The organism is Pseudomonas sp. 51_B, assembly GCF_017491595.1.
Taxonomy (GTDB): Bacteria; Pseudomonadota; Gammaproteobacteria; order Pseudomonadales; family Pseudomonadaceae; genus Aquipseudomonas; species Aquipseudomonas promysalinigenes.
In genome coordinates this window covers 92,627-114,928 of sequence record NZ_JAFGYW010000005.1, presented here as the reverse complement: position 1 = coordinate 114,928, position 22,302 = coordinate 92,627, and the positions used below count along the sequence as shown (strand labels likewise).

Here is a 22,302-nt window from a genome sequence, read left to right as displayed (position 1 = left end):
GGCCATAGGCTTCGCTAGTGGTGCGCAGCTCAAGCCCGGTGGCAGCGGTATCTATTCGGCACCCCGAACGCTTGTGGAAAAGTCGTTCGGTTTTTCGGAGAAATCCCGGATAATCGAATTCATCAGCCTCTTGCGCCAGCCAGCAAAACTGATTTGACAAATCTGTGTCTTGTTTCCATAGTTATTCAACGCAAACGTTTGCGACCCGATAAAAAAACAAGATTCGGAGTCAACTCATGAAGCTGCCCCTTCCCGGTCGTCTGCTGGCCGCCGCCCTTGTGTCCTCGCTATCTGTCACCGTTGCGGTTTCTGCTGTGCATGCAGAAGAAAAACCCAAAGTTGCACTGGTGATGAAATCGCTGGCCAATGAGTTCTTCCGCACCATGGAAGACGGCGCCAAAGACTATCAAAAAGCCCATCCCGAAGATTTCGAACTGGTTGCCAACGGCATCAAGAACGAGACCGATACCGGCGAGCAGATTCGTATCGTCGAGCAAATGGTCAACTCTGGCGCCAAGGCCCTGGTGATAGCTCCGGCAGATTCCAAGGCGCTGGTCTCGGCCGTGAAAAAGGCCATGGACCAAGGCGTTGTCGTCATCAACATCGATAACCGCCTGGACCCAGACCTGCTCAAGAGCAAGGGCATCAGCGTACCCTTCGTCGGCCCCGACAACCGTAAGGGCGCGCGTTTGGTTGGCGAATATCTGGCTAAGCAAAAGCTAACCGCTGGTGATCAGGTTGGCATCATCGAAGGCGTGTCGACCACTACCAATGCTCAGCAGCGTACTGCAGGCTTCAAGGATGCAATGGACGCCGCGCAGATGAAGATCGTTTCGGTGCAGTCCGGCAACTGGGAAATCGACAAAGGCAACGCGGTCGCCGCCTCCATGCTCAACGAATACCCCGACATCAAGGCCTTGCTGGCCGGTAATGACAGTATGGCCCTGGGCGCTGTCTCGGCCGTGCGCGCCGCAGGCAAAGCTGGCCAGGTTCAAGTGGTGGGGTACGACAACATCAAGGCGATCGAGCCGATGCTCAAGGATGGCCGTGTGCTCGCCACGCTCGACCAGGCTGCCAGCCAGCAGGCGGTGTACGGCATTCAGGCTGCGCTGAAGATGCTCAAGGGCGAGAAACCTGATGTGGATGCCGACAATGTCATCCAGACTCCGGTAGAACTCATCACCAAGCCCTGATCTGAGCAGGAGAACTGGCCATGTCTGTATCGGCCAATGATGTGGTACTTGCCGCCAGCGGGTTGGGTAAAAGCTACGCGCAGCCGGTGCTTACCGACGTGAGCCTGTCCTTGCGCGCCGGCGAAGTGCTGGCACTTACCGGCGAGAACGGGGCAGGCAAGAGCACCTTGTCCAAGCTTATCTGTGGCCTGGAAGCACCCACTACAGGCCATATCACCTATCTTGGCCGAGCCTATGCACCGGGCAGCCGCAGCGATGCTGAAAGCCTGGGTGTGCGCATGGTGATGCAGGAGCTGAACCTCCTGCCGACCCTGACCGTGGCGGAAAATCTATTTCTCGACAACCTGCCTAGCCGCTTTGGCTGGATCAGCCACAAGCGCCTGCGCCAGCTGGCCACGGCTGCCATGGCCCAGGTCGGCCTGGATGCGATCGACCCGGACACACCGGTAGGCGAGCTAGGTATCGGCCATCAGCAGATGGTCGAGATCGCTCGAAACCTGATCGGTGATTGCCGGGTGTTGATCTTCGACGAACCCACGGCAATGCTCACCGCTCGCGAGGTGGAGCTGCTGTTCGGCCAAATCCAGCGTTTGCGCGAGCGCGGTGTGGCGATCGTTTACATCTCCCATCGGCTGGAGGAGTTACAGCGTGTAGCTCAGCGAATTGTGGTGCTGCGTGACGGCCAATTGGTGTGTGATGAGTCCATCCAACGCTATACCAGCGCCGAGCTTGTCAACCTGATGGTAGGCCGTGAAATTGGCGAGCATATCGACTTGGGTCGGCGCACGCTCGGCGCGCCATTGCTTAAAGTTGACAAGCTGTGCCGGGGCGACAAGGTGCGCGATGTTTCGTTACAGGTGCGGGCTGGGGAAATCTTCGGCGTATGTGGCTTGATCGGGGCCGGGCGTACTGAGTTGTTGCGGTTGATATACGGCGCAGACCGCGCCGACAGCGGTAGCATTGCGATTGGCCAGCCGTTGGCAACGGTCACCATCGACTCGCCCAAGGCTGCCGTGAAGGCGGGCATTGCGCTGATTACCGAAGACCGCAAAGGTGAGGGCTTGCTGCTGACTCAATCGATCAGTGCCAACATCGCCCTGGGTAACTTTCCGGCCGTATCCCGTGCCGGCGTGCTCGACCGTGACGCGGAGTACAGCTTGGCCGAGCGCCAGATCAGCGCCATGCGCATCCGTAGCGCCGGGCCTGCTCAGGTGGTCGGTGAATTGTCTGGCGGCAATCAGCAGAAGGTGGTGATCGGCCGCTGGCTGGAACGCGATTGCCAGGTGCTGCTGTTCGATGAACCTACCCGAGGCATCGACGTCGGCGCCAAATTCGACATATACGGCCTGCTGGCCGAGCTGGCGCGCCAGGGTAAGGCCCTGATGGTGGTGTCCAGCGACCTGCGCGAGCTCATGCTGATTTGCGATCGCATTGCCGTGCTCAGCGCTGGCCGCCTGATTGATACCTTCGACCGCGAACACTGGAGCCAAGACCAGCTTCTGGCCGCCGCCTTTGCCGGCTATCAAAAACGCGATGCCCTGCTGCACGAAGCAGCGCCCAGGATGGATGCATGAAAACCACACCCCTCGACACTCCAAGAGGCGCATCTGTGCGCCGCAGCGGTAGTTACTTCGGCCTGGGCACCTATCTGGGCCTGGCCGGCGCCTTGCTGGCGATGATCGTGCTGTTCTCGTTCCTGAGTAGCCACTTCTGGTCATACGCCACGTTCAGCACCTTGGCCAATCAGATTCCCGACCTGATGGTGCTGGCCGTGGGCATGACCTTCGTGCTCATCATCGGCGGTATCGATCTGTCGGTCGGTTCGGTGCTGGCCCTGGCGGCATCCACCGTCAGCGTGGCGATCCTGGGCTGGGGCTGGGGCTTGCTGCCCGCGGCCTTGCTCGGCATGGCGGTCGCCGCCATGGCTGGGAGTATCACCGGAGCCGTCACGGTTGCCTGGCGCATTCCTTCGTTCATCGTATCGCTAGGTGTGCTGGAAATGGCCCGTGGCCTGGCGTATCAATTCACCGATTCGCGCACCGCCTATATCGGCGATGCCTATGCCTGGTTTTCCAATCCACTGGCCTTTGGCATCTCGCCCGCATTTGTCATCGCCTTGCTGGTGATTGTGCTGGCCCAGTTGGTGTTGACCCGCACTGTGTTCGGTCGTTACCTGATCGGTATAGGTACCAACGAGGAGGCCGTGCGTCTGGCTGGCATCGATCCGCGGCCCTATAAGGTGCTGGTGTTTGCCTTGATGGGCCTGCTTGCCGGGCTCGCTGCACTGTTCCAGATTTCGCGGCTGGAGGCAGCCGATCCGAATGCCGGCTCTGGTATGGAGCTGCAGGTGATCGCCGCCGTGGTGATCGGTGGTACAAGCCTGATGGGCGGGCGTGGCTCGGTAGTCAGCACCTTCTTCGGGGTGCTGATCATATCCGTGCTGGCCGCAGGATTGGCGCAGATTGGCGCTTCGGAGCCCACTAAGCGCATCATCACCGGGGCGGTCATCGTCATCGCCGTGGTGCTCGACACTTATCGTAGCCGGCGAGCAGGTCGGCGGAACTGACAACATGGCAACTATCAAAGACGTCGCGGCCCTTGCGGGCATTTCCTACACCACGGTGTCTCATGTACTCAACAAAACCCGCCCGGTCAGCGAACAAGTACGGCTCAAGGTCGAGGCGGCCATCAGCGAGCTCGACTATGTGCCCAGCGCCGTGGCTCGCTCGCTCAAGGCCCGCAGTACTGCCACTATCGGTCTACTTGTACCCAGCAGCGTCAACCCGTACTTCGCCGAGCTGGCCCGGGGCATCGAGGATGCCTGCGAGCGCAATGGTTACTGCGTGATCCTGTGCAATTCCGATGACAACCCGCAGAAGCAGCGCAATTACCTTCGCGTATTGCTGGAAAAACGCATCGATGGGCTAGTGGTGGCTTCGGTCGGGGAGGATGCCGACCTGTTGCAGAGCCTGGCAGGCGTGCGCACACCAATGGTGATCGTCGACCGTGAGCTTGAGGGCGTGGATGCAGACATGGTGCGCATCGACCACGAGCTGGGCGCCTATTTGGCGACATCCCATCTACTAGAGCTGGGCCATCGTGATATCGCCTACATTGGCGGCCCTGCGCAGACGGGCGTTACCCAGTTGCGTCTGAGCGGTTTTCGTCGAGCGATGGCGCAAGCCCAGGCCCCGGTAGAGGCGGGGAGGGTGTTGCATTGTGATTTCACCAGCCCCGGTGGCCATGCCGCCGCTACGCAATTGCTCGACGGCGAGCGGCCGACGGCGATTTTTGCCGGCAACGACATGATCGGCGTCGGCGTGCTGCGCGCCGCCGCCGAGCGCAACATCAACGTCCCCGGTGAGCTGTCGGTCATCGGCTTCGACGATATCGAGCTGAGCCGTTACGTGTATCCGCCGCTGACCACCGTCGGCCAATCGATCCGCGAGCTGGGTGAAAGTGCTGCGGCTCTGCTGCTGTCGCGGATAATCACGCAAGGTCGTGATGCGCCTTGCCAGCGGATTGTCGCGCCGCGCATCGTGCTGCGTGAGTCTACCGGGCCGCGCCCGGACCTGTTCAACGATTACCGCTAAGGAATTGCTAGATGAATGCCAAGGTAGTGGTGGTCGGCAGCCTCAATATGGACCTGGTGGCCCGCGCCCCGCGGCTGCCCCGGGCGGGTGAAACCCTGGCCGGCGATAGCTTTTGCACGGTGCCGGGTGGTAAAGGTGCCAACCAGGCTGTGGCGGCCGCGCGCCTGGGGGCCGGCGTGGCTATGGTCGGTAATATTGGCGACGATCCTTACGGGCTGCAGCTGCGCCAAGCTTTGGAGGCAGAGGGTGTGGACTGCCAGGGGGTTAGCGTGTGCCCTGGCGTGTCCAGCGGGGTTGCGTTGATTACTGTCGACGCCGCAAGCCAGAACTGCATCGTCATCGTTCCAGGAGCCAACGGGTTGCTGTCGCCTGAGGCGGTGCAGCGCTGCGATGCCCTGCTGCAGGCCGCCGAGGTGATCATCTGCCAACTTGAAGTGCCGCCTGAAACCGTGGCCTGGACACTTGCCAGGGCGCGCTCGCTGGGTAAGCGGGTCATCCTCAATCCGGCACCTGCCGTTGGGCCCTTGCCGGCGCACTGGTTCGCCAATATCGACTATCTGACGCCCAATGAAAGTGAAGCACAAGCGCTGACGGCGATGCCGGTCAATGACTTGGACAGTGCCCGGCGCGCAGGCGAGCGTTTGCTGCAATTGGGCGCTGGCAAGGTGATCGTCACCCTTGGTGCGCAAGGCGCCTTGTTGGTCAGCCGTGAGGGCAGCCAGCATTTCCCGGCGCCCGTTGTGCAGCCGCTGGACACCACGGCGGCTGGCGATACCTTCATAGGCGGTTTCGCCGCAGCGTTGGTGCAAGGCCAAGAGGAGGGCGAAGCCATCGCCTTCGGTCAGCGCGCGGCCGCATTGTCGGTCACCCGTGCCGGTGCCCAGCCGTCCATTCCTTATCTGGTGGAGCTGGCCCCATGAAAAAGACCACGCTCTTGAACATTGCGCTGTCGCGGACCATCGCCGGCATGGGGCATGGCGATATTCTGGTGATCGGCGATGCCGGGTTGCCAGTGCCGCCAGGCGTAGAACTGATCGATCTGGCAGTTACCGCGGGGATGCCGGATTTTGCCAGCGTGCTGCGCGCTGTCTTAAGCGAATTGCAGGTGGAGCGCCACGTGCTGGCTGAGGAGATGCAGACGGTGGTGCCGCCTGCTCTGGTAGAAATCGAGCGCCTGAAGGGCAAGTTGGGCAAGCGTGAATGGCTAAGCCATGACGCCTTCAAAGTGCTCACACGTAACGCGCGGGCTGTGGTGCGCACGGGTGAATGCCAACCGTACAGCAACATCGCATTGATAGCCGGCGTCACGTTCTGAACAACTGAAAATTTACCTGCGCTGTGGATCCTTCAAGCGATACGCGGTGCTCTGCGATGATGTTGACGGCAACAGGAGTGCCTTATGCTCAAACCTTTGTTAACAGGGCTCACCCTTATGGCTGCAGTTGCCACTACCCACCTTCAGGCCGCTGCCCGTGACCTGATCATCGACACCGACCCTGGCGCCGACGATGTGGTTGCACTGTTCCTGGCAATGGCCTCTCCCGAAGCATTCAACATCCGCGCGATTACCACCGTTGCCGGCAATGTGCGCCTGGAAAAGACCTCGCGCAACGCCCGCTTGGCGCGTGAGTGGGCTGGCCGTGAAGACATTCCGATCTACGCCGGAGCGGGCCGACCGCTGGTGCGCGCGCCCATCTACGCCGCCGATGTGCATGGTGAAGAAGGCCTGACTGGTGTGCAGGTGCACGAGCCGAAAAAGCCCCTGGCCGAAGGCAATGCCGTGCAGTACCTGATCGACACCTTAGGTAATGCCAAGCCTCACAGCATCACCTTGGCCATGCTCGGCCCTCAGACCAACCTTGCGCTGGCGCTCATTCAGCAACCGCAGATTGTCACCGGCATCAAGGAGGTGGTGGTCATGGGCGGCGCGCATTTCAACGGTGGCAACATCACGCCTGTGGCTGAGTTCAATCTCTATGCCGACCCGCATGCTGCGCAAGTGGTGTTGGCCAGCGGTGTGCAAATCACCTATCTGCCGCTGGATGTCACCCACAAAATCATCACCAGCGAGGCCCGGCTCAAGCAACTGGCAGCTGTCAATAACTCCGTCAGCAAGCAGGTAGTCGACATTCTTCTGGCTTATATCAAGCACGACATGGATGTATACGGGATGCCTGGTGGGCCGGTGCACGACGCCAGCGTCATCGCTTACCTGCTCAAACCTGAGTTGTTCAGCGGCAGGCGCATTCATATGAGCATCGATAGCCGGGAAGGCCCGACGTTTGGCCAGACGGTTGCCGACTGGTACGGCGTACTCAACCAGCCAGCCAATGTGCTATGGGTCAATCAAGGTGACGCTCAGGGCTTCTTCGACCTGCTCAGCGCGCGCCTGGCCCGCCTGCAATAATCGCATGGGGCGCGTAACGCTCGATTACCTGGTCGATGAAGCTGCGCGCGGCTTCGCCGCCGCGGTCGCGTACCAGCAGGTCGATTGCAATCAGCAGCAGCTCTTCGGGAGTACTGGGGCTATAGGCGCTCTGGCCCTCCGCCCATTTGACCTTGATATCGGCGTCGATGCTGTGGCTGCTCATGAAAGGCTCTCGCTTGGGCCCGGGACGGAGGGGCGAACACCGGATCCTGGTGGTCGAAGAAGGCATTGTGCCTTCAATTCCTAAAGTAAATCATGACTTTGCGGCGCATACCAAGCGACTCGTCGGGCGAGCGGTAAAATTCGGTCACGATTGCTTTTGCCTCGCATGTCTCGAGATCGGGCAGACTTGTGCGGTTTTGCAACGATTTCAGAGTGGAGTTGTCGGATCAGGCAATTCCCAGATCGATTTTAGGAGGATTCATGTTCCGTACCCGTGCGTTCCTGGCAACCCTGGCGGTGGCATCAGTCTTGGCCGGTTGCAGCACCGACGGCAACTCGGGGGGAGGCAAGGCTGCTCAGGCGTCGGTGGGCAGCGATGGCCGCTGTCAGGCCAGCGGTGCCGATTTCGCCATCGGCAAGCAGGGCAGCGCCGAGTTGCTCGAACAAGCGCGCAAGGCCAGTGGTTCGCAGATAGCTCGCATTCTCAAACCACGCGATGTGGTCACCCTCGAATACCGCTCCGAGCGCCTCAATCTGAACGTGGATGAACAAGGGGTGGTGACGCGCGTTAATTGTGGTTGATCGCATTTCAGGCTGTGCTTGAGCATTGCGGCTGTTCAACGCCCCAAAAAAAAACCCGCCACAAGTGGCGGGTTTTTTTACAGCTGCCCGAATTACTCCGGACGAACCTGCGCAGCCTGCATGCCCTTCTGACCGCGCTCGGCGACGAAGGAAACAGTTTGGCCTTCTTTCAGGCTCTTGAAGCCGTCGGATTCGATGGCTTTGAAGTGTACGAACAGGTCGTCGCCGCCGCCTGCTGGGGTGATGAAGCCGTAGCCTTTCTCATCATTGAACCATTTGACGGTGCCTTGTTGGCGATTGGACATGGGGTGAATCTCCAGACATTTTAATTTTCAGTAGTGCAATGTGGCCGAGGCTACGGAGCACGGGTGACATCATAGTCTAATTCTGCGCATCTAGCGCCTTTTACCTTCGCAGGATATTGATCCAAGGCAAATAACGCCTCAATCACCCTGTCCATGGCTCATTTGGGCTTGCACGCATTTTGTACGGCAGTTTGCGCCCTCTGCATCAGCTTGGCATCAACGCCGTCGGTGCTGTCCAGGTCTGCGATCTCCTTATCGGTGAAATTCTTCTTGATTGCCTCAGCGCCGCAGGTGCAGTGCTTTTTCGCGGTCGCGGCGTCAACGCCCTGTCCGCTGGCCACCTGTTGGCATTGGGTCATGTAGTGGGCCTCCTTCCCGGCAGGGAAGTTGCCAGCGTTGGCAGCCACAGGCAGCAGCAGGGCGCCAGCGGCCGCCAGGGCCAGAAGGGACGGTACTCGCATAACCAGTTACTCCTTGGGTTAAGGTCACAGCAAGAGTAGGATGCTTCCCAAGGTCTGATAGGAAAGTTTCTGCGTTAGTTCACCGCACCTGCCTAATTTCCAAATAATTCTGCGTGGCGTGCAAGCCCCGTGCTAGAATGGCCGGCTTGCAGCTGACGTGTCGCAGCTCGCAACTATCTTTTTCTTTCCAGTCACTCTGGTTCGTCCCTTGCAAGCCGAAAGGCTTCTGCCACTGTGAGGCAGGCTTCCTTGATCAGAAGGCAGGTCGGATCTTGTACTGGCTCATCCCAACCCACGTGACCTTTGGTAGGGGTCACCACTAGGAGAGGAGGCGCCATGCCCGTTATTACTCTTCCCGATGGCAGTCAACGTTCGTTTGATCACGCCGTATCCGTTGCCGACGTCGCCGCATCCATCGGCGCGGGCCTTGCCAAGGCCACGGTGGCCGGCAAGGTCGACGGCAAGCTCGTCGATGCCTGCGACCTGATCCAACACGACGCTACGCTGCAGATCATCACCCCTAAAGATGAAGAGGGACTGGAGATCATTCGCCACTCGTGCGCCCACCTGGTTGGCCACGCTGTGAAGCAACTGTACCCGATGGCCAAGATGGTGATTGGCCCGGTGATCGACGAAGGCTTCTATTACGACATCGCTTACGAGCGCCCCTTCACCCCAGAAGACATGGCTGCCATCGAAAAGCGGATGATGGAGCTGATCGAGAAAGACTACGACGTGGTCAAGAAAATGACCCCGCGCGCCGAAGTCATCGAAGTTTTCAAGGCCCGTGGCGAGGATTACAAGCTGCGCCTGGTCGAGGACATGCCGGATGAGCAGGCCATGGGCCTGTACTACCACGAAGAATACGTTGACATGTGCCGTGGCCCGCACGTGCCTAACACGCGTTTCCTCAAAGCTTTCAAGCTGACCAAGCTGTCCGGCGCCTACTGGCGCGGCGATGCCAAGAACGAGCAGTTGCAGCGTGTGTACGGCACCGCCTGGGCCGACAAGAAGCAGTTGGCTGCCTACATCCAGCGCATCGAGGAGGCCGAAAAGCGCGACCATCGCAAGATCGGTAAGCAGCTTGACCTGTTCCACCTGCAGGAAGAAGCGCCTGGCATGGTGTTCTGGCATGCCAACGGTTGGACCGTGTACCAGGTACTTGAGCAGTACATGCGCCAGATCCAGCGCGCCAACGGCTATCAGGAGATCAAAACCCCGCAGGTTGTCGATCGTATCCTCTGGGAGCGGTCTGGCCACTGGTCGAACTACGCCGAAAACATGTTCACCACTTCTTCTGAAAGCCGTGACTACGCGGTCAAGCCGATGAACTGCCCATGCCATGTGCAGGTGTTCAACCAGGGCCTGAAGAGCTACCGCGACTTGCCACTGCGTCTGGCCGAGTTTGGCGCATGCCACCGTAACGAGCCATCGGGCGCCCTGCATGGCATCATGCGCGTACGTGGCTTCGTGCAAGACGATGCGCACATCTTCTGCACCGAAGACCAGGTGAAGAAAGAAGCTGCCGACTTCATCAAGCTGACCCTGGACGTTTACAAGGACTTCGGCTTCACCGATATCGCGATGAAGCTGTCGACTCGTCCGGCCAAGCGTGTGGGGTCCGAAGAGCTGTGGGACCGTGCCGAAGGCGCGCTGGCCGATGCACTGAACGAGTCGGGCCTGGAATGGGAATACCAGCCGGGCGAGGGCGCGTTCTACGGCCCGAAGATCGAGTTCACCCTGCGCGATTGCTTGGGCCGGAACTGGCAGTGCGGCACTCTGCAATACGATCCGAATCTGCCAGAGCGTCTGGATGCCAGCTATATCGCCGAAGATAACAGCCGTGTTCGCCCTGTGATGCTGCACCGCGCGATCCTCGGCTCGTTCGAACGCTTCATCGGCATGCTCATCGAACACTATGCAGGTGTGTTCCCGGCCTGGCTGGCACCGACCCAGGCTGTGATCATGAACATCACCGACAAACAGGCCGATTTCGCGCTCGAAGTGGAAAATGCCCTGAACGGTAGCGGATTCCGTGCCAAGTCGGACTTGAGAAATGAGAAGATCGGCTTTAAAATCCGCGAGCATACTTTGCTCAAGGTCCCGTACCTTTTGGTTATAGGGGATCGCGAAGTCGAAACACGAACCGTCGCTGTGCGTACTCGCGAAGGCGCAGACCTGGGCTCCATGCCCGTCGCCCAATTCGTTGAGCTTCTGACACAAGCGGTTTCCCGGCGTGGTCGCCAAGAATCGGAGTAATGACTATTAAGCGTGAAATGAGAAACGATAAACGAACTGCACCGAAAGCCCCGATCAACGAGAATATCTCGGCACGCGAGGTTCGGTTAATTGGCGCTGACGGCGAGCAGATTGGCATCGTCTCGATTGATGAAGCGCTTCGTATCGCTGATGAAGCGAAGCTGGATCTGGTAGAGATCTCTGCGGACGCGCAACCGCCCGTCTGCAAGGTCATGGACTACGGCAAGCACCTCTTCGAGAAAAAGAAGCAGGCCAACGAAGCCAAGAAAAACCAGAAGCAGATCCAGATCAAAGAAATCAAGTTTCGTCCAGGGACGGAAGAAGGGGATTACCAGGTAAAACTACGCAACCTGGTACGTTTCCTTACCGATGGGGACAAGGCCAAGATCTCTCTGAGATTCCGTGGTCGTGAGATGGCCCACCAGGAGCTGGGCATGGAGCTGTTGAAGCGGGTCGAAGTCGACCTTGCCGAATACGGCACCGTTGAGCAGCATCCTAAGATGGAAGGACGCCAACTTATGATGGTCATCGCCCCCAAAAAGAAGAAGTAATCTCCCGGGCACGGCAGGCCTGATGATTATTGTGTAATTTTTATCGAATGCGGAGTTCCAACATGCCAAAAATGAAAACCAAGAGCGGTGCTGCGAAGCGCTTCCTGAAGACCGCTTCCGGCTTCAAGCACAAGCACGCTTTCAAGAGCCACATCCTGACCAAAATGTCGACCAAGCGTAAGCGTCAACTGCGCGGTGCCAGCCTGCTGCACCCGTCTGACGTGGCAAAAGTCGAGCGCATGCTGCGCGTACGTTAATTCTGGTTTAGATAGAGGAAGTTACTCATGGCTCGTGTTAAGCGTGGCGTCATCGCTCGTAAGCGTCACAAGAAAATTCTGAAACTGGCTAAAGGCTACTACGGTGCACGCTCGCGCGTATTCCGCGTTGCCAAGCAGGCTGTCATCAAGGCTGGTCAATATGCCTACCGTGACCGTCGTCAGAAGAAGCGTCAGTTCCGCGCACTGTGGATCGCTCGTATCAACGCCGGTGCCCGCACCAACGGTCTGTCCTACAGCCGTCTGATTGCTGGCCTGAAAAAGGCTTCGATCGAAATCGACCGTAAGGTTCTGGCCGATCTGGCAGTGAACGAAAAAGCGGCGTTTGCTGCGATTGTCGAGAAAGCTAAAGCCGTTCTGGCTTAAGTACCCGCGACAATCACCCGGCGGCGCTCGCGGCGCTGGGCATTGAACGTCATCGATAGGGGAAGAGCCTTCAAAGCTCTTCCCCTATTTTCGTATCTGGAGTCTGTACATGGAAAACCTGGATGCGCTGGTCTCCCAAGCCCTAGAGGCCGTCGAGCGCGCTGAAGACATCAATACCCTGGAACAGATCCGGGTTCAGTACCTCGGCAAAAAGGGCGAACTGACTCAGGTGATGAAGACCCTGGGCAACTTGCCGGCCGACGAGCGCCCGAAAGTCGGTGCGCTGATCAACGACGCCAAAGAGCGCGTCACCGTCGTGCTCAATGCACGCAAGGCAGCTTTCGAAGAAGCCGAGCTCAGCGCTCGCCTGGCTGCCGAATGCATCGACGTCACCCTGCCAGGCCGTGGTCAGACCACTGGCGGGCTGCACCCGATCACCCGTACTCTCGAGCGCATCGAGCAGTTCTTCACCCATATCGGCTACGGCATAGCCGAAGGCCCCGAGGTCGAAGACGACTATCACAACTTCGAAGCGCTCAACATCCCTGGCCATCACCCGGCCCGGGCTATGCACGACACCTTCTACTTCAATGCGAACATGCTGCTGCGTACCCACACTTCGCCGGTACAGGTGCGGACCATGGAGTCCACGCAGCCGCCCATCCGCATTGTTTGTCCGGGCCGCGTGTACCGCTGCGACTCCGATATCACCCACTCGCCGATGTTCCATCAGGTCGAAGGGTTGCTGATTGACCGTGGCATCAACTTCGCTGACCTCAAGGGCACCATTGAGGAATTTTTGCGGGTGTTCTTCGAAAAAGAACTGGCCGTGCGCTTCCGTCCATCGTTCTTCCCATTCACCGAGCCGTCCGCTGAAGTCGATATCCAGTGCGTGATGTGTTCCGGTAAAGGCTGCCGGGTGTGCAAGCAGACCGGCTGGCTGGAAGTCATGGGCTGCGGCATGGTGCACCCGAATGTGCTGCGCATGTCTGGCATAGACCCGGAAGAGTTCCAGGGCTTTGCTTTTGGCATGGGCGCCGAACGCCTGGCCATGCTGCGCTATGGCGTCAACGATTTGCGTCTGTTCTTCGATAACGACCTGCGGTTCCTGGCGCAATTCCGCTAGGCCCAATCGACGCACTTTCTAGGAGAACAGCATGAAATTCAGTGAACAGTGGCTGCGCGGTTGGGTAAACCCGCAAGTCTCCCGTGATGAATTGGTTGCCCGCCTGTCCATGGCTGGCCTTGAAGTCGACAGCGTGACACCCGCTGCCGGCCAGTTCACCGGCATCGTGGTGGGTGAGATTCTCGCCACCGAACAACACCCGGACGCCGATAAACTGCGCGTCTGCCAAGTGAGTAATGGCCAGGAAACCTTCCAAGTCGTTTGCGGCGCGCCTAACGCTCGTCCAGGCATCAAGATTCCTTTCGCCATGATCGGGGCCGAGTTGCCCGGTGACTTCAAGATCAAGAAGGCCAAATTGCGCGGTGTCGAGTCGTTCGGCATGCTGTGCTCGGCAGCCGAGCTGCAGATCAGCGAAGAAAATGACGGCCTCTTGGAGCTGGCTACCGATGCTCCGGTGGGGCAAGACATCCGCCAGTACCTGAGCCTGGACGACGCCAGCATCGAGATCGGCCTGACTCCGAACCGTGGTGACTGCCTGTCCATCGCCGGCTTGGCTCGCGATGTCAGCGCCCTTTACGACGTGCCAGTCACCCGTCCTGTGGTGCCGGCCGTTGCAGCTGCCCACGATGAAGTGCGTCCAGTCGAGGTCAGCGCACCAGCGGCCTGCCCGCGTTACCTGGGCCGCGTCATTCGCAACGTCGACCTGAGCAAGCCGACACCGCTGTGGATGGTCGAGCGCCTGCGTCGCAGCGACGTGCGCAGCATCGACGCTGCCGTCGATATCACCAACTACGTGATGCTCGAACTCGGCCAGCCGATGCACGCCTTCGACCTTGCCGAGATCAATGGCGGTATCCGCGTGCGCATGGCCGAAGAGGGCGAGAAGCTTGTCCTGCTCGACGGCCAGGAAGTCGCCCTGCGTGCCGATACGCTGGTCATCGCCGACCACACCCGCGCGCTGGCCATTGCCGGCGTCATGGGGGGTGAGCACAGCGGCGTGAACACCGAAAAAACCCGCGACCTGTTCCTGGAAAGCGCCTTCTTTGAGCCGATCTCCGTCGCCGGTAAAGCCCGTTCCTACGGTCTGCACACCGATGCCTCGCACCGCTATGAGCGCGGCGTCGACTCGCAGTTGGCCCGCGAAGCCATCGAGCGCGCTACTCAGCTGGTACTGGACATCGTCGGCGGTGAAGCAGGCCCGGTGGTCGAGGCTGTCAGCGAACAGCATCTGCCGAACATCGCGCCTATTACCTTGCGCGCTGAGCGCATCGATCAGATGCTCGGCATGCAGATGGATCCGGCCCAAATCGAGCAACTGCTCAATGCTCTGGCGCTCAAAACCAGCCGCAGTGGGGAAGGGCAGTGGACGGTAACTGTGCCAAGCCACCGCTTTGACATCAGCCTGGAAGTCGACCTGATCGAAGAGCTGGCCCGTCTTTACGGGTACAACAACCTACCTGTGCGCTATCCGCAAGCCCGCCTGGCGCCGCAAGCTCGCCCGGAAGCTCGCGGCGAGCTGCCAAATCTGCGTCGCCTGCTGGTTGCCCGCGGTTACCAGGAAGCGATCACTTACAGCTTCATCGACCCGAAGCTGTTCGAGCTGTTCAGCCCAGGCATAGAGCCTCTGCTGCTGGCCAACCCGATCTCCAGCGACATGGCCGCTATGCGCGCCTCGCTGTGGCCGGGGCTGGTCAAGGCTCTGCAGCATAACCTCAACCGCCAGCAAGACCGCGTGCGCCTGTTCGAGAGCGGCCTGCGCTTCGTCGGCCAGCTGGATAGCCTGCAGCAGCAGCCAATGATCGCCGGGGTCGTCACCGGCAGCCGTTTACCGGAAGGCTGGGCCAACGGCCGCGATGCCATTGACTTCTTCGACGTCAAAGCCGATGTCGAAGCTCTGTTGGGCTACAGCGGCGCGCTGAGCGACTTCACCTTCGCTGCTGGCAAACACCCAGCCCTGCACCCAGGCCAGACCGCTGTCATCCAACGCGACGGCAAGGACGTCGGCTATCTTGGTGCCATCCACCCGGAACTGGCCAAAGCCCTGGACCTGGATCGCCCGGTGTTCGTCTTCGAGCTGGTGCTGGGCGATGTGGTCGAAGGTCGTCTGCCTAAATTCAGCGAGCTCTCCAAGTTCCCTGAAACCCGTCGTGACCTGGCTTTAATCGCAGGACGTGATGTGGCTTCTCAAAGTGTGCTTGAAGTAATTCGTGACAATGCAGGCGAATGGCTCACAGACCTCAGGCTGTTTGATGTCTACCAAGGTAAAGGCATTGATCCTGATAGAAAAAGCCTTGCGGTCGGCTTGACCTGGCAGCATCCATCGCGCACTCTTAACGACGATGAGGTGAACACTACCCTGCAAAATATCCTCACCTCGCTCGAACAAAGGTTGAACACCACGTTAAGGAAATAACGGCATGGGTGCTCTGACGAAAGCTGAGATGGCCGAAAGGCTGTACGAGGAGCTGGGGCTTAACAAGCGTGAGGCCAAGGAGCTGGTCGAGCTGTTTTTCGAAGAAATTCGGCACGCACTTGAAGAGAACGAGCAGGTCAAGTTGTCCGGTTTCGGCAATTTCGACCTTCGGGACAAACGCCAGCGGCCCGGTCGCAACCCCAAAACAGGGGAAGAGATCCCGATCACCGCAAGGCGCGTCGTCACCTTTCGTCCAGGGCAGAAGTTGAAAGCCCGGGTTGAGGCCTATGCTGGAACCAAGCCATAACGACGAACTGCCCCCCATACCGGGCAAACGCTACTTCACCATTGGTGAGGTGAGTGAGTTGTGCGCGGTCAAGCCACACGTGCTGCGGTATTGGGAGCAGGAGTTTCCTCAGCTCAACCCTGTAAAGCGGCGGGGCAACAGGCGGTATTATCAGCGGCAGGACGTACTGATGATTCGCCAGATTCGGGCCTTGCTGTATGACCAGGGGTTCACTATCGGTGGGGCGCGGTTGCGGCTTTCCAGTGATGAGGTGAAGGATGAGTCAAGCCAGTACAAGCAGTTGATTCGACAGATGATTGTCGAGCTGGAGGATGTGTTGGTAGTGTTGAAGAAGTAGCCTGATTGTTGGTAAACGAAATTTTTTTTGAGAAAAAGGTTTCATTTATCAGGAGGTTAGGGTACATTCTTCAACGTTCTCGGTAGCATTGAGAACATGCTTCAAGCCCAGTCGGGGCGTAGCGCAGCCCGGTAGCGCACTTGCATGGGGTGCAAGGGGTCGAGTGTTCGAATCACTCCGTCCCGACCATTATATTCAATGACTTAGCCACCTTCGGGTGGCTTTTTCATTTCTGCATGTGGGGAGTTTTTCGGGGCTTCATCCGATTTTCCTCTTCAAGATCGTCAACACCGGCCCGCGAGAGTCAGTAGTTGATACCATGTTCGCAGCCTCAATCAGCTTGCCCAGCTCTGCGCCGGAGTAATGACTGGTGATGCTGCCGTTTTTGTGCCCGAGCAGTGATTTCCGATCTTCCTCAGTAACGCCTGCTGCCCGCAGTCGTCGACCGAAGGTGTGCTTCAAATCGTGAATCCTGATCGAGGCATATCCAGGGTGAGCGGGGCGAAGGTTTATCTCCTGCCAGAGTTTCGCCGCTCTCACCCGTGCCTTCTTCCATGCCGAATCGTTCATGCGGTGCATCGCAGTGCCATTGTATGGGAACACCCATTCCTTGCTGATCCCGCGCTGCCTTTCAATGATCGACTTAGCCACGGTGTTCAGCACCACAAGGCGCTCGTCACCATTCTTTACGCCCGACCGGGCGTGTCTTCCGCCGAAGTCAGCGGGGATCAGGAAAACACTGGTTCCCAGTTCCGGCACCGATATCTCCCAATCCCACCTCAGCTTGCATACTTCTTGCTCCCGGCAGCCTGTGTTCACTTTGAAAAGGGCCATCGTTTGCAGGTGACCAGGCAATTCGTTGAAGAGGATCGATTGCTCTTCCCATGACATTGGGTAGGGCTTACGGCTCGACTTCCTCTCCTCGAGCTTTTTCAGCATTGGTACGCTGTCCAGCCAAGGCCTGCGATCATCATCCCGCCATTTTCGCGCGCAGAGGGTAAGAACCCGAATTGCACGCTCGATCGCAATGTTGATCGTCCGATTGCTCACGGCCTTTTCGATCGTGCCGTCATCCCGGACCTTCTCTGTCTGCCGGTCCTTGATGAACGGCTCTAGTGCCTGATCGTCAATATGCGTAAGCGGCAGGTGGCCCAGGTACGGGTGAAGCTGCTTCATGCACAAGGCGGTCAGGTGTATCGAGGGCTGATCCTTGACCTCAAGTAGGTAGCGCATTGCTGCCTCCTCCCAAGTGCGCACTTGCCGAACGCCGTATACCTTCCTTTGACGCAGCTGCTCGAGCTTGTGAATCAGGTACTGCTCTGCTTCTTCCCGGTCACCAGTTCCAGTACTCTCTCGAATTCGCTCCCCTTTGTAGACTTTGTCGATTTGCCAGACACCGCCCTTCTCGTAGAGGCCGGTGATCGTTTTTCGCGCCATGTATCATCTCCTCGGCGCTCGCTGCGGGGCCGATTGTTGTCCTGTCCGGTGGCTTTTTCAATTGCCTTGGCTTCGATGTAGGCATCTGCCCACTCGTCGAGCTCCTGGCGGTCGAAGGCCACGCCCTGTTTGCCAATCGGAAACTCGCGCACGTTCGGCCTGACCGTTTTGTTGAATTCATCCCGGCACATGCCGAGGTACCCAGGCGCATCGCCGAACCGGATGAACCGCGGCTGAATGCTTGAGGGCTTCGCTGCTGTGGCATTAGCCATGTATGTCTCCACGCCGCCGGTGGCGGCAGGTTGGTGGTCAGGTCGTGGCCTGGGCAATGGTCTGCTCAAAGCGCGATGCCAACGCAGCGTTGATCTCGGCCTTCTTGAGGCTGTCTTCGGTGCACTTGGCGCGGTGGTTCGCCTCGTAGCGGCGGAGGGTGGCAGCAGCCTCGACCAAGTCGGCCAGCATGTTCGGTGCCGCGGCGATCAGCTTGGCGTTGGCTTTTGTCTGGTCGCCGTTGAACCACTCGCCTGAATCGCTCGACTCATCCTCGTCAATGACCATCACGTTGCAGATGCCTATCTGCTCATGTCGATTGACGGGAGAGACGTAGATCGGGGTCTTTTCGGTCGATTCCACGAACCAAGGGCCTGGTGTGTGTTTCGTCATGGCAATAGCTCTCCATGCCCGCAGTCGGCGGGCTTGAGTAGTTGGGGGAGGGGTTACTTCTTCTTGAGGTCGGCTTTACGCTTGCGCTCGGCCCGGATGAACTCTTTGGACATGCTGGCAAGTCCGCCAACCACGTCCTCTGGCATGAGGGCGTTGTTGCAATGAGGGCAGAGAGGCGCCATGGTCGTGCTTCGCCATGCGTCGTCCATCGCCTTTGCAGCGCGACTGCGGAGCTGGAATTTCTCAGCCTGGGCCAGTTCTTCGGCTCGACGGTTGAGCTTGCTTACCGCTGCGCCGTAATGCTCGACCAGGTAGATGAACGCATCGAATGCCTCTACCTCGGTCTCGCAATCGCTGCACCAGACGCGCCGCTCCTTCTCGTCGTACACCATTTTCCGGTGTCGGCATGAGGATCTAGGTCGACGCGTTAGGCCTCGGGCGACCCTGATGTCTTCGATCTGGACAACCTTGACGCCGAACGACCACTCCTGCGGCTCGATAGGCGCGTCACTCATCGCGGCCCCCTGTATATCAGGTAGGCCATGTACATCAGGGGCAGGATCATAGAAGGTGTGCTCCTGCTTCAAGAAGGCCGTCGCGGTCCTCAGTCACTCGGGCCAGAGAGCTGGTGAGGTGCTCGATTTCCAGAATTAGGTTGAGCACCACCGCAGGCTGAGCAGCCACCACAAAGGCGGCATCCGGCACGCTCATGAAGGTGGCGAGAGATTTGCTCTGATCCGCCACCGGGCAAACCTGATTGCCGTCTCGCTCCCACTCGCCCTTGGTGGCTGCGCGCGCCAACTGCTTGAGTCGTTCTTTGTTCACAGCTCATACCTCTCATCAATCCAGCGCCCAGGCGCCATAGCGGGTGTAGGTTCGGGTTGGGTTTCGTGCGGGGAGAGCTGGCGCTGGTTGCGGGCGTTCTCCCTGAAGAGCTTGCGGCAGGCCTCGGTCTTGAGGTCATGTGTCATACACCGTTCTGGCTCAGGCTTCTTGAGCATCCAGTTCGGCAGGCAGGCCATACCGCTATCGGACTGCCAGCAGGTAACGGCACGGGCCGTGTCTTCCTTCACTTCCAGGTGACCTGGTTGCTCAATGCAGCCGGCCAGGGTGGCCAGCAGCAGGAGGCAGAGGGCGAGGCGGTTCATCAGCAGTCCACCCAGTTGAGCTCTTTGATGTAGTCACCGCCAGCGCACAGGTGTTCGTCGTTGATCGCCTCCAGATCCTTTATGTCGGCCAGGGCAGCCTTTGCTCGCTCCAAGGCTAATTCGGCGTGACTAAGCTGGTGGCGTTTGCGTGCTTTGTAGCTTCGCAGCGCCTTTTCTTTGTCGGGATAGGCGAAACGACGCCAAGAGTCTTTCGAAACGCGCTTGGCATTTGTCCAGACCTTGCCAGTGGCTTCCTGCCGCGCCATCGCATAGCCCTCGTGACCTTCTGGGACGAGCCAGTAGCAGTGCTCGCTTTCGCGGATTACCACATAACGCCGGCAAACGATCGTGACGCCCTCGGGGCCGATGGAATCTATGTAGCGGTAATGGTCAGGCCAGGTTGTTTGCTTTTCTTGAGACATGACTTCGTCCTTGGCCGCTTCTGCGACCTGCTTGTGCTTAATTGGCGAGTTCTGAATGGATACTTCTAGTTAGGGAGAACACTTATGCTTGGTGTTGGTATCGCGCTGTTTGCTGTCGGGCTTGCCACTTCGAACGCTGGTCTATGGATACCGGGCGCCGCGTTCATGGCCGCCGGCGTCGTGAAGCGTGTGCGCAGCTGATCCCCTGGCCGCCATATCGCGGCAGTGAATAGAGGGGAGAGGGGTTACAGCGAAAAGAGTACGGATGTACTCCGTCAGGGTTCGTCGTACTCAGCCGGGGGCGTGTGCACGATGCTGATTAACTTCGGGTCGTGGGTTGGCGCGCTCGGCTCTGCACTTGGCCTGCTTGGCACACACAGACATTCACCATCCTGCACGCAAGCACAATCAGGGCAGTCGGGTGTGCGGAAAGGCTGAGGCTTTGCGCTGGAGGATAGGGCGGATTTGATGCGTGCTTGCAAGCTATTTTGATAAGGGCCAATTGGGCCAGAAGTGTCAACTTCCCGCAGCAGCGCATGCGCCTCGGCCAGCTGGGCGCGCAGGGTATTTACTTCGCTATCAGCTGTTTCCAGTGCTCGAATCAAAGTGTCGCGTTCGACGCGCAGCCCCTCAACCTCGGCAGGGTCGGCGTGCGGGGTATCCAGCATTGGCAGCCAGCCTACCGGCTCGCCTTCGCCCTGCGTAAAGCAGTCCTGCTCCCATGACCAGCCTGCGAACTGCCACAGGTCTTCGCCCGTATGGTCGAAGCTATTCGCTCCGATTGTGGGAGACGGCATAGCTTCGCTGTCTTCCGTTGCGTGCTCAGTGAATTCTACGAGGAGGCGTACCAGCGTCCCGTCGCGTGGTGCAGTTGCCATGTCGCGCCATTTGGGGTCGTGGTTTTCCTGAGCGCCACATACTGTGCACACCAGCATAAATTCGCCGTCATCGGTCCACTCATGGCTACACGACACCGGCTCACCCTGATTGTGGTATCGCAGAAGGTCTACGAGGCTGATTTCCGGAGCTTTGCACTGGGCCGCGTCGATGGCAGCCATAGCCAAGTCGCAGTCGCGCATTCCTGGCACGCCCTTCAGGCGAGCGATGCACGCTGTGGCAGCCTCAACCTGCTGTTCTGTCCAGATGCTGCGCTCTACCAGCATGAACCCTTCGGGCACGCTGACCATCTCTGTGTTGCTGGATCGGTTTTCTGTGGGCATGGGGACGTCTCCATGTATTACAGCAGAATTAGATAAAGCGGTAATTAATTTGAGCAGTCTTCTGTTCGTGGTAGCCTTTGGCCATTTCCATGGAGGCTCAAATGAATATGGTTAACGGTTTGCTCGTGATAGTGGCACTGCTCGCGGGGCTGTCACTATACTTTTGGTTAAGGTTAAAAAGTGCGGACTCAAGAGAAGACGTCCAGCCTCTCGATACTGGCTTTGTCGCCTGGGTGGCTCTTGTTTTCATATTCATTATCGTTGGTTTGTTTGTTTATTTTGGGGAGAATCTCCCAAAGATACCTACCGATATTGGACAGATAGGTGACTTTGTCGGCGGCCTAACGAATCCTGTACTTAGCTTCCTCGCGCTATTGGTCCTACTGCGAACTACGAGGATTCAAACATTAGAGTCTCGAAAAACTACAAATTTCATGAGGGCTCAGCAAGAGATATTGGAGATAGAAAAGTTTGAGAGTACTTTTTTTCAGCTGCTTAACCAGCTTGAGACGCACTGCGAGAGGCATTTTCGGGAAATCACAGATGGAAAATCTAAAGGGGATATTATCTCGGCTCGTTTGTGGGGATCTTATAAAGAGCTGGCGGAGCTTCCCGAGACGGATCAGCTAGAGGCCGCAAACAAGCACATGTCTTTCATCGCTGATGATCCTTTAGGAATAATTCTTGCGCAGCGAGCGATGAGGGTCGTGAAATTTATTGATGACTCAAGGATTAATAAAGAAAAGCTGGCGAGCTATGCGGAAATCTTGCGTGATACTATTTATCCAGCTGAATGTGCGATAATAATGAGTATTTCATTTGAGTCTCGGGCAGCTCGTGAAGCGCTAAAAAAGTGGGGGATTGTTGACCTTACGAGCGGCCACTTTCCATGTCCTGCAATGGAACATTTCTTTTTCCCACCCGCGCCCTGAATGTTCGGGGCTGACCATGCGCTTAGAAGTATGTATTACTATAAGATGGCTAGATGCAGACGCCGAGGTGGAGCTTGTAGGTCATGGCTTACTCCATGAGTGCAGGCGCCGCCCTAGCCGGG

Annotated in this window: 28 protein-coding genes and 1 tRNA gene; 18 read left to right on the top strand and 11 right to left on the bottom strand. The window is 58.4% G+C overall.

Translation table 11 applies throughout. The features are described 5' to 3' along the window. The first annotated feature begins 236 nt into the window (after positions 1–236). From J5M56_RS08595 to J5M56_RS08565, 7 genes are all read left to right on the top strand, one after another. Positions 237–1,193, top strand: coding sequence for a sugar ABC transporter substrate-binding protein (locus J5M56_RS08595; protein ID WP_207936469.1), 957 nt, complete (start codon positions 237–239; stop codon positions 1,191–1,193). A gap of 20 nt (positions 1,194–1,213) precedes the next feature. Beyond that, positions 1,214–2,767: a sugar ABC transporter ATP-binding protein gene (locus tag J5M56_RS08590; protein WP_207936467.1), complete on the top strand. Its 1,554-nt coding sequence runs from the start codon at positions 1,214–1,216 to the stop codon at positions 2,765–2,767. Further along, positions 2,764–3,759, top strand: coding sequence for an ABC transporter permease (locus J5M56_RS08585; RefSeq protein ID WP_207936466.1), 996 nt, complete (start codon positions 2,764–2,766; stop codon positions 3,757–3,759). Before J5M56_RS08590 ends, J5M56_RS08585 begins: the two co-directional genes overlap by 4 nt. Positions 3,760–3,763: 4 nt before the next feature. Further along, on the top strand, positions 3,764–4,786 hold the full coding sequence (locus J5M56_RS08580; protein ID WP_060480477.1) for a LacI family DNA-binding transcriptional regulator: 1,023 nt from the start codon (positions 3,764–3,766) through the stop codon (positions 4,784–4,786). 11 nt (positions 4,787–4,797) lie between these two features. Then, positions 4,798–5,706, top strand: coding sequence for a ribokinase (rbsK, locus tag J5M56_RS08575; protein WP_186478184.1), 909 nt, complete (start codon positions 4,798–4,800; stop codon positions 5,704–5,706). Further along, positions 5,703–6,101 (top strand): D-ribose pyranase, encoded by a 399-nt coding sequence (rbsD, locus tag J5M56_RS08570; protein ID WP_060480475.1) that lies wholly within the window; start codon positions 5,703–5,705, stop codon positions 6,099–6,101. Before rbsK ends, rbsD begins: the two co-directional genes overlap by 4 nt. Positions 6,102–6,185: 84 nt before the next feature. Further along, positions 6,186–7,193, top strand: a complete 1,008-nt coding sequence (locus J5M56_RS08565) for a nucleoside hydrolase (RefSeq protein WP_207936465.1) — start codon at positions 6,186–6,188, stop codon at positions 7,191–7,193. Here J5M56_RS08565 and J5M56_RS08560 read toward each other — a convergent pair. After that, positions 7,165–7,377: a hypothetical protein gene (locus tag J5M56_RS08560; protein WP_060480473.1), complete on the bottom strand. Its 213-nt coding sequence runs from the start codon at positions 7,375–7,377 to the stop codon at positions 7,165–7,167. The genes J5M56_RS08565 and J5M56_RS08560 overlap by 29 nt on opposite strands. A 260-nt stretch (positions 7,378–7,637) precedes the next feature. On the opposite strand from J5M56_RS08560, the gene J5M56_RS08555 reads away from it, so the two are divergent. Next, complete coding sequence (locus tag J5M56_RS08555; RefSeq protein WP_207936464.1) at positions 7,638–7,958, top strand: I78 family peptidase inhibitor; 321 nt, start codon at positions 7,638–7,640, stop codon at positions 7,956–7,958. 92 nt (positions 7,959–8,050) lie between these two features. On the opposite strand, the gene J5M56_RS08550 is transcribed toward J5M56_RS08555, so the two are convergent. Both J5M56_RS08550 and J5M56_RS08545 read right to left on the bottom strand, forming a co-directional pair. Beyond that, the gene (locus J5M56_RS08550) at positions 8,051–8,263 is read right to left on the bottom strand and encodes a cold-shock protein (RefSeq protein ID WP_003250656.1); all 213 of its coding nucleotides are present in this window, start codon (positions 8,261–8,263) and stop codon (positions 8,051–8,053) included. Positions 8,264–8,421: 158 nt separating this feature from the next. Next, positions 8,422–8,724 (bottom strand): hypothetical protein, encoded by a 303-nt coding sequence (locus J5M56_RS08545; protein WP_060480250.1) that lies wholly within the window; start codon positions 8,722–8,724, stop codon positions 8,422–8,424. Positions 8,725–9,060: 336 nt separating this feature from the next. Between J5M56_RS08545 and thrS the strand changes: the two genes are divergently transcribed. The 9 genes from thrS (at position 9,061) to J5M56_RS08500 (ending at position 16,547) form a co-directional block, all read left to right on the top strand. Continuing rightward, complete coding sequence (thrS, locus tag J5M56_RS08540) at positions 9,061–10,983, top strand: threonine--tRNA ligase (RefSeq protein WP_207936463.1); 1,923 nt, start codon at positions 9,061–9,063, stop codon at positions 10,981–10,983. Next, entirely contained in the window at positions 10,983–11,534 is a 552-nt protein-coding gene (gene infC / locus J5M56_RS08535; RefSeq protein ID WP_186478189.1) for a translation initiation factor IF-3, read from the top strand. The genes thrS and infC overlap by 1 nt, the downstream gene beginning before the upstream one ends. A 62-nt stretch (positions 11,535–11,596) precedes the next feature. Beyond that, positions 11,597–11,791 (top strand): 50S ribosomal protein L35, encoded by a 195-nt coding sequence (gene rpmI, locus J5M56_RS08530; protein WP_003250667.1) that lies wholly within the window; start codon positions 11,597–11,599, stop codon positions 11,789–11,791. A gap of 27 nt (positions 11,792–11,818) precedes the next feature. After that, positions 11,819–12,175: a 50S ribosomal protein L20 gene (gene rplT / locus J5M56_RS08525; protein ID WP_003250671.1), complete on the top strand. Its 357-nt coding sequence runs from the start codon at positions 11,819–11,821 to the stop codon at positions 12,173–12,175. Positions 12,176–12,284: 109 nt separating this feature from the next. Next, complete coding sequence (gene pheS, locus J5M56_RS08520) at positions 12,285–13,301, top strand: phenylalanine--tRNA ligase subunit alpha (RefSeq protein ID WP_054887103.1); 1,017 nt, start codon at positions 12,285–12,287, stop codon at positions 13,299–13,301. 31 nt (positions 13,302–13,332) lie between these two features. Next, entirely contained in the window at positions 13,333–15,714 is a 2,382-nt protein-coding gene (gene pheT / locus J5M56_RS08515) for a phenylalanine--tRNA ligase subunit beta (RefSeq protein ID WP_207936462.1), read from the top strand. 4 nt (positions 15,715–15,718) lie between these two features. Then, positions 15,719–16,021: an integration host factor subunit alpha gene (gene ihfA / locus J5M56_RS08510; RefSeq protein ID WP_003250679.1), complete on the top strand. Its 303-nt coding sequence runs from the start codon at positions 15,719–15,721 to the stop codon at positions 16,019–16,021. Further along, positions 16,002–16,358 (top strand): MerR family transcriptional regulator, encoded by a 357-nt coding sequence (locus J5M56_RS08505; protein ID WP_008100384.1) that lies wholly within the window; start codon positions 16,002–16,004, stop codon positions 16,356–16,358. The genes ihfA and J5M56_RS08505 overlap by 20 nt, the downstream gene beginning before the upstream one ends. Positions 16,359–16,470: 112 nt before the next feature. Then, positions 16,471–16,547 (top strand) — tRNA-Pro (locus J5M56_RS08500). A gap of 69 nt (positions 16,548–16,616) precedes the next feature. On the opposite strand, the gene J5M56_RS08495 is transcribed toward J5M56_RS08500, so the two are convergent. From J5M56_RS08495 to J5M56_RS26740, 8 genes are all read right to left on the bottom strand, one after another. Further along, positions 16,617–17,744 carry a tyrosine-type recombinase/integrase gene (locus J5M56_RS08495; RefSeq protein ID WP_347709424.1) on the bottom strand — a complete coding sequence of 376 codons (1,128 nt, stop codon included), beginning with the start codon at positions 17,742–17,744 and terminating at the stop codon, positions 16,617–16,619. Further along, the gene (locus J5M56_RS27240; RefSeq protein ID WP_230849534.1) at positions 17,666–18,067 is read right to left on the bottom strand and encodes a hypothetical protein; all 402 of its coding nucleotides are present in this window, start codon (positions 18,065–18,067) and stop codon (positions 17,666–17,668) included. Before J5M56_RS27240 ends, J5M56_RS08495 begins: the two co-directional genes overlap by 79 nt. A gap of 37 nt (positions 18,068–18,104) precedes the next feature. Next, positions 18,105–18,458, bottom strand: coding sequence for a hypothetical protein (locus J5M56_RS08490; RefSeq protein WP_207936460.1), 354 nt, complete (start codon positions 18,456–18,458; stop codon positions 18,105–18,107). Positions 18,459–18,511: 53 nt separating this feature from the next. After that, complete coding sequence (locus J5M56_RS08485) at positions 18,512–18,973, bottom strand: hypothetical protein (protein ID WP_207936458.1); 462 nt, start codon at positions 18,971–18,973, stop codon at positions 18,512–18,514. A gap of 46 nt (positions 18,974–19,019) precedes the next feature. Continuing rightward, positions 19,020–19,283: a hypothetical protein gene (locus tag J5M56_RS08480; protein WP_173890452.1), complete on the bottom strand. Its 264-nt coding sequence runs from the start codon at positions 19,281–19,283 to the stop codon at positions 19,020–19,022. Beyond that, complete coding sequence (locus tag J5M56_RS08475) at positions 19,280–19,606, bottom strand: hypothetical protein (protein ID WP_207936456.1); 327 nt, start codon at positions 19,604–19,606, stop codon at positions 19,280–19,282. The genes J5M56_RS08480 and J5M56_RS08475 overlap by 4 nt, the downstream gene beginning before the upstream one ends. Further along, a complete protein-coding gene (locus tag J5M56_RS08470; protein WP_207936454.1) occupies positions 19,606–20,028 on the bottom strand; it encodes a hypothetical protein in 423 nt (140 codons plus the stop codon). The genes J5M56_RS08475 and J5M56_RS08470 overlap by 1 nt, the downstream gene beginning before the upstream one ends. Positions 20,029–20,303: 275 nt before the next feature. Then, entirely contained in the window at positions 20,304–21,248 is a 945-nt protein-coding gene (locus tag J5M56_RS26740) for a hypothetical protein (RefSeq protein WP_243430630.1), read from the bottom strand. 101 nt (positions 21,249–21,349) lie between these two features. Here J5M56_RS26740 and J5M56_RS08460 point away from each other — a divergent pair, with 101 nt between their 5' ends. Then, on the top strand, positions 21,350–22,180 hold the full coding sequence (locus tag J5M56_RS08460; protein WP_207936452.1) for a hypothetical protein: 831 nt from the start codon (positions 21,350–21,352) through the stop codon (positions 22,178–22,180). Positions 22,181–22,302: the final 122 nt, after the last annotated feature.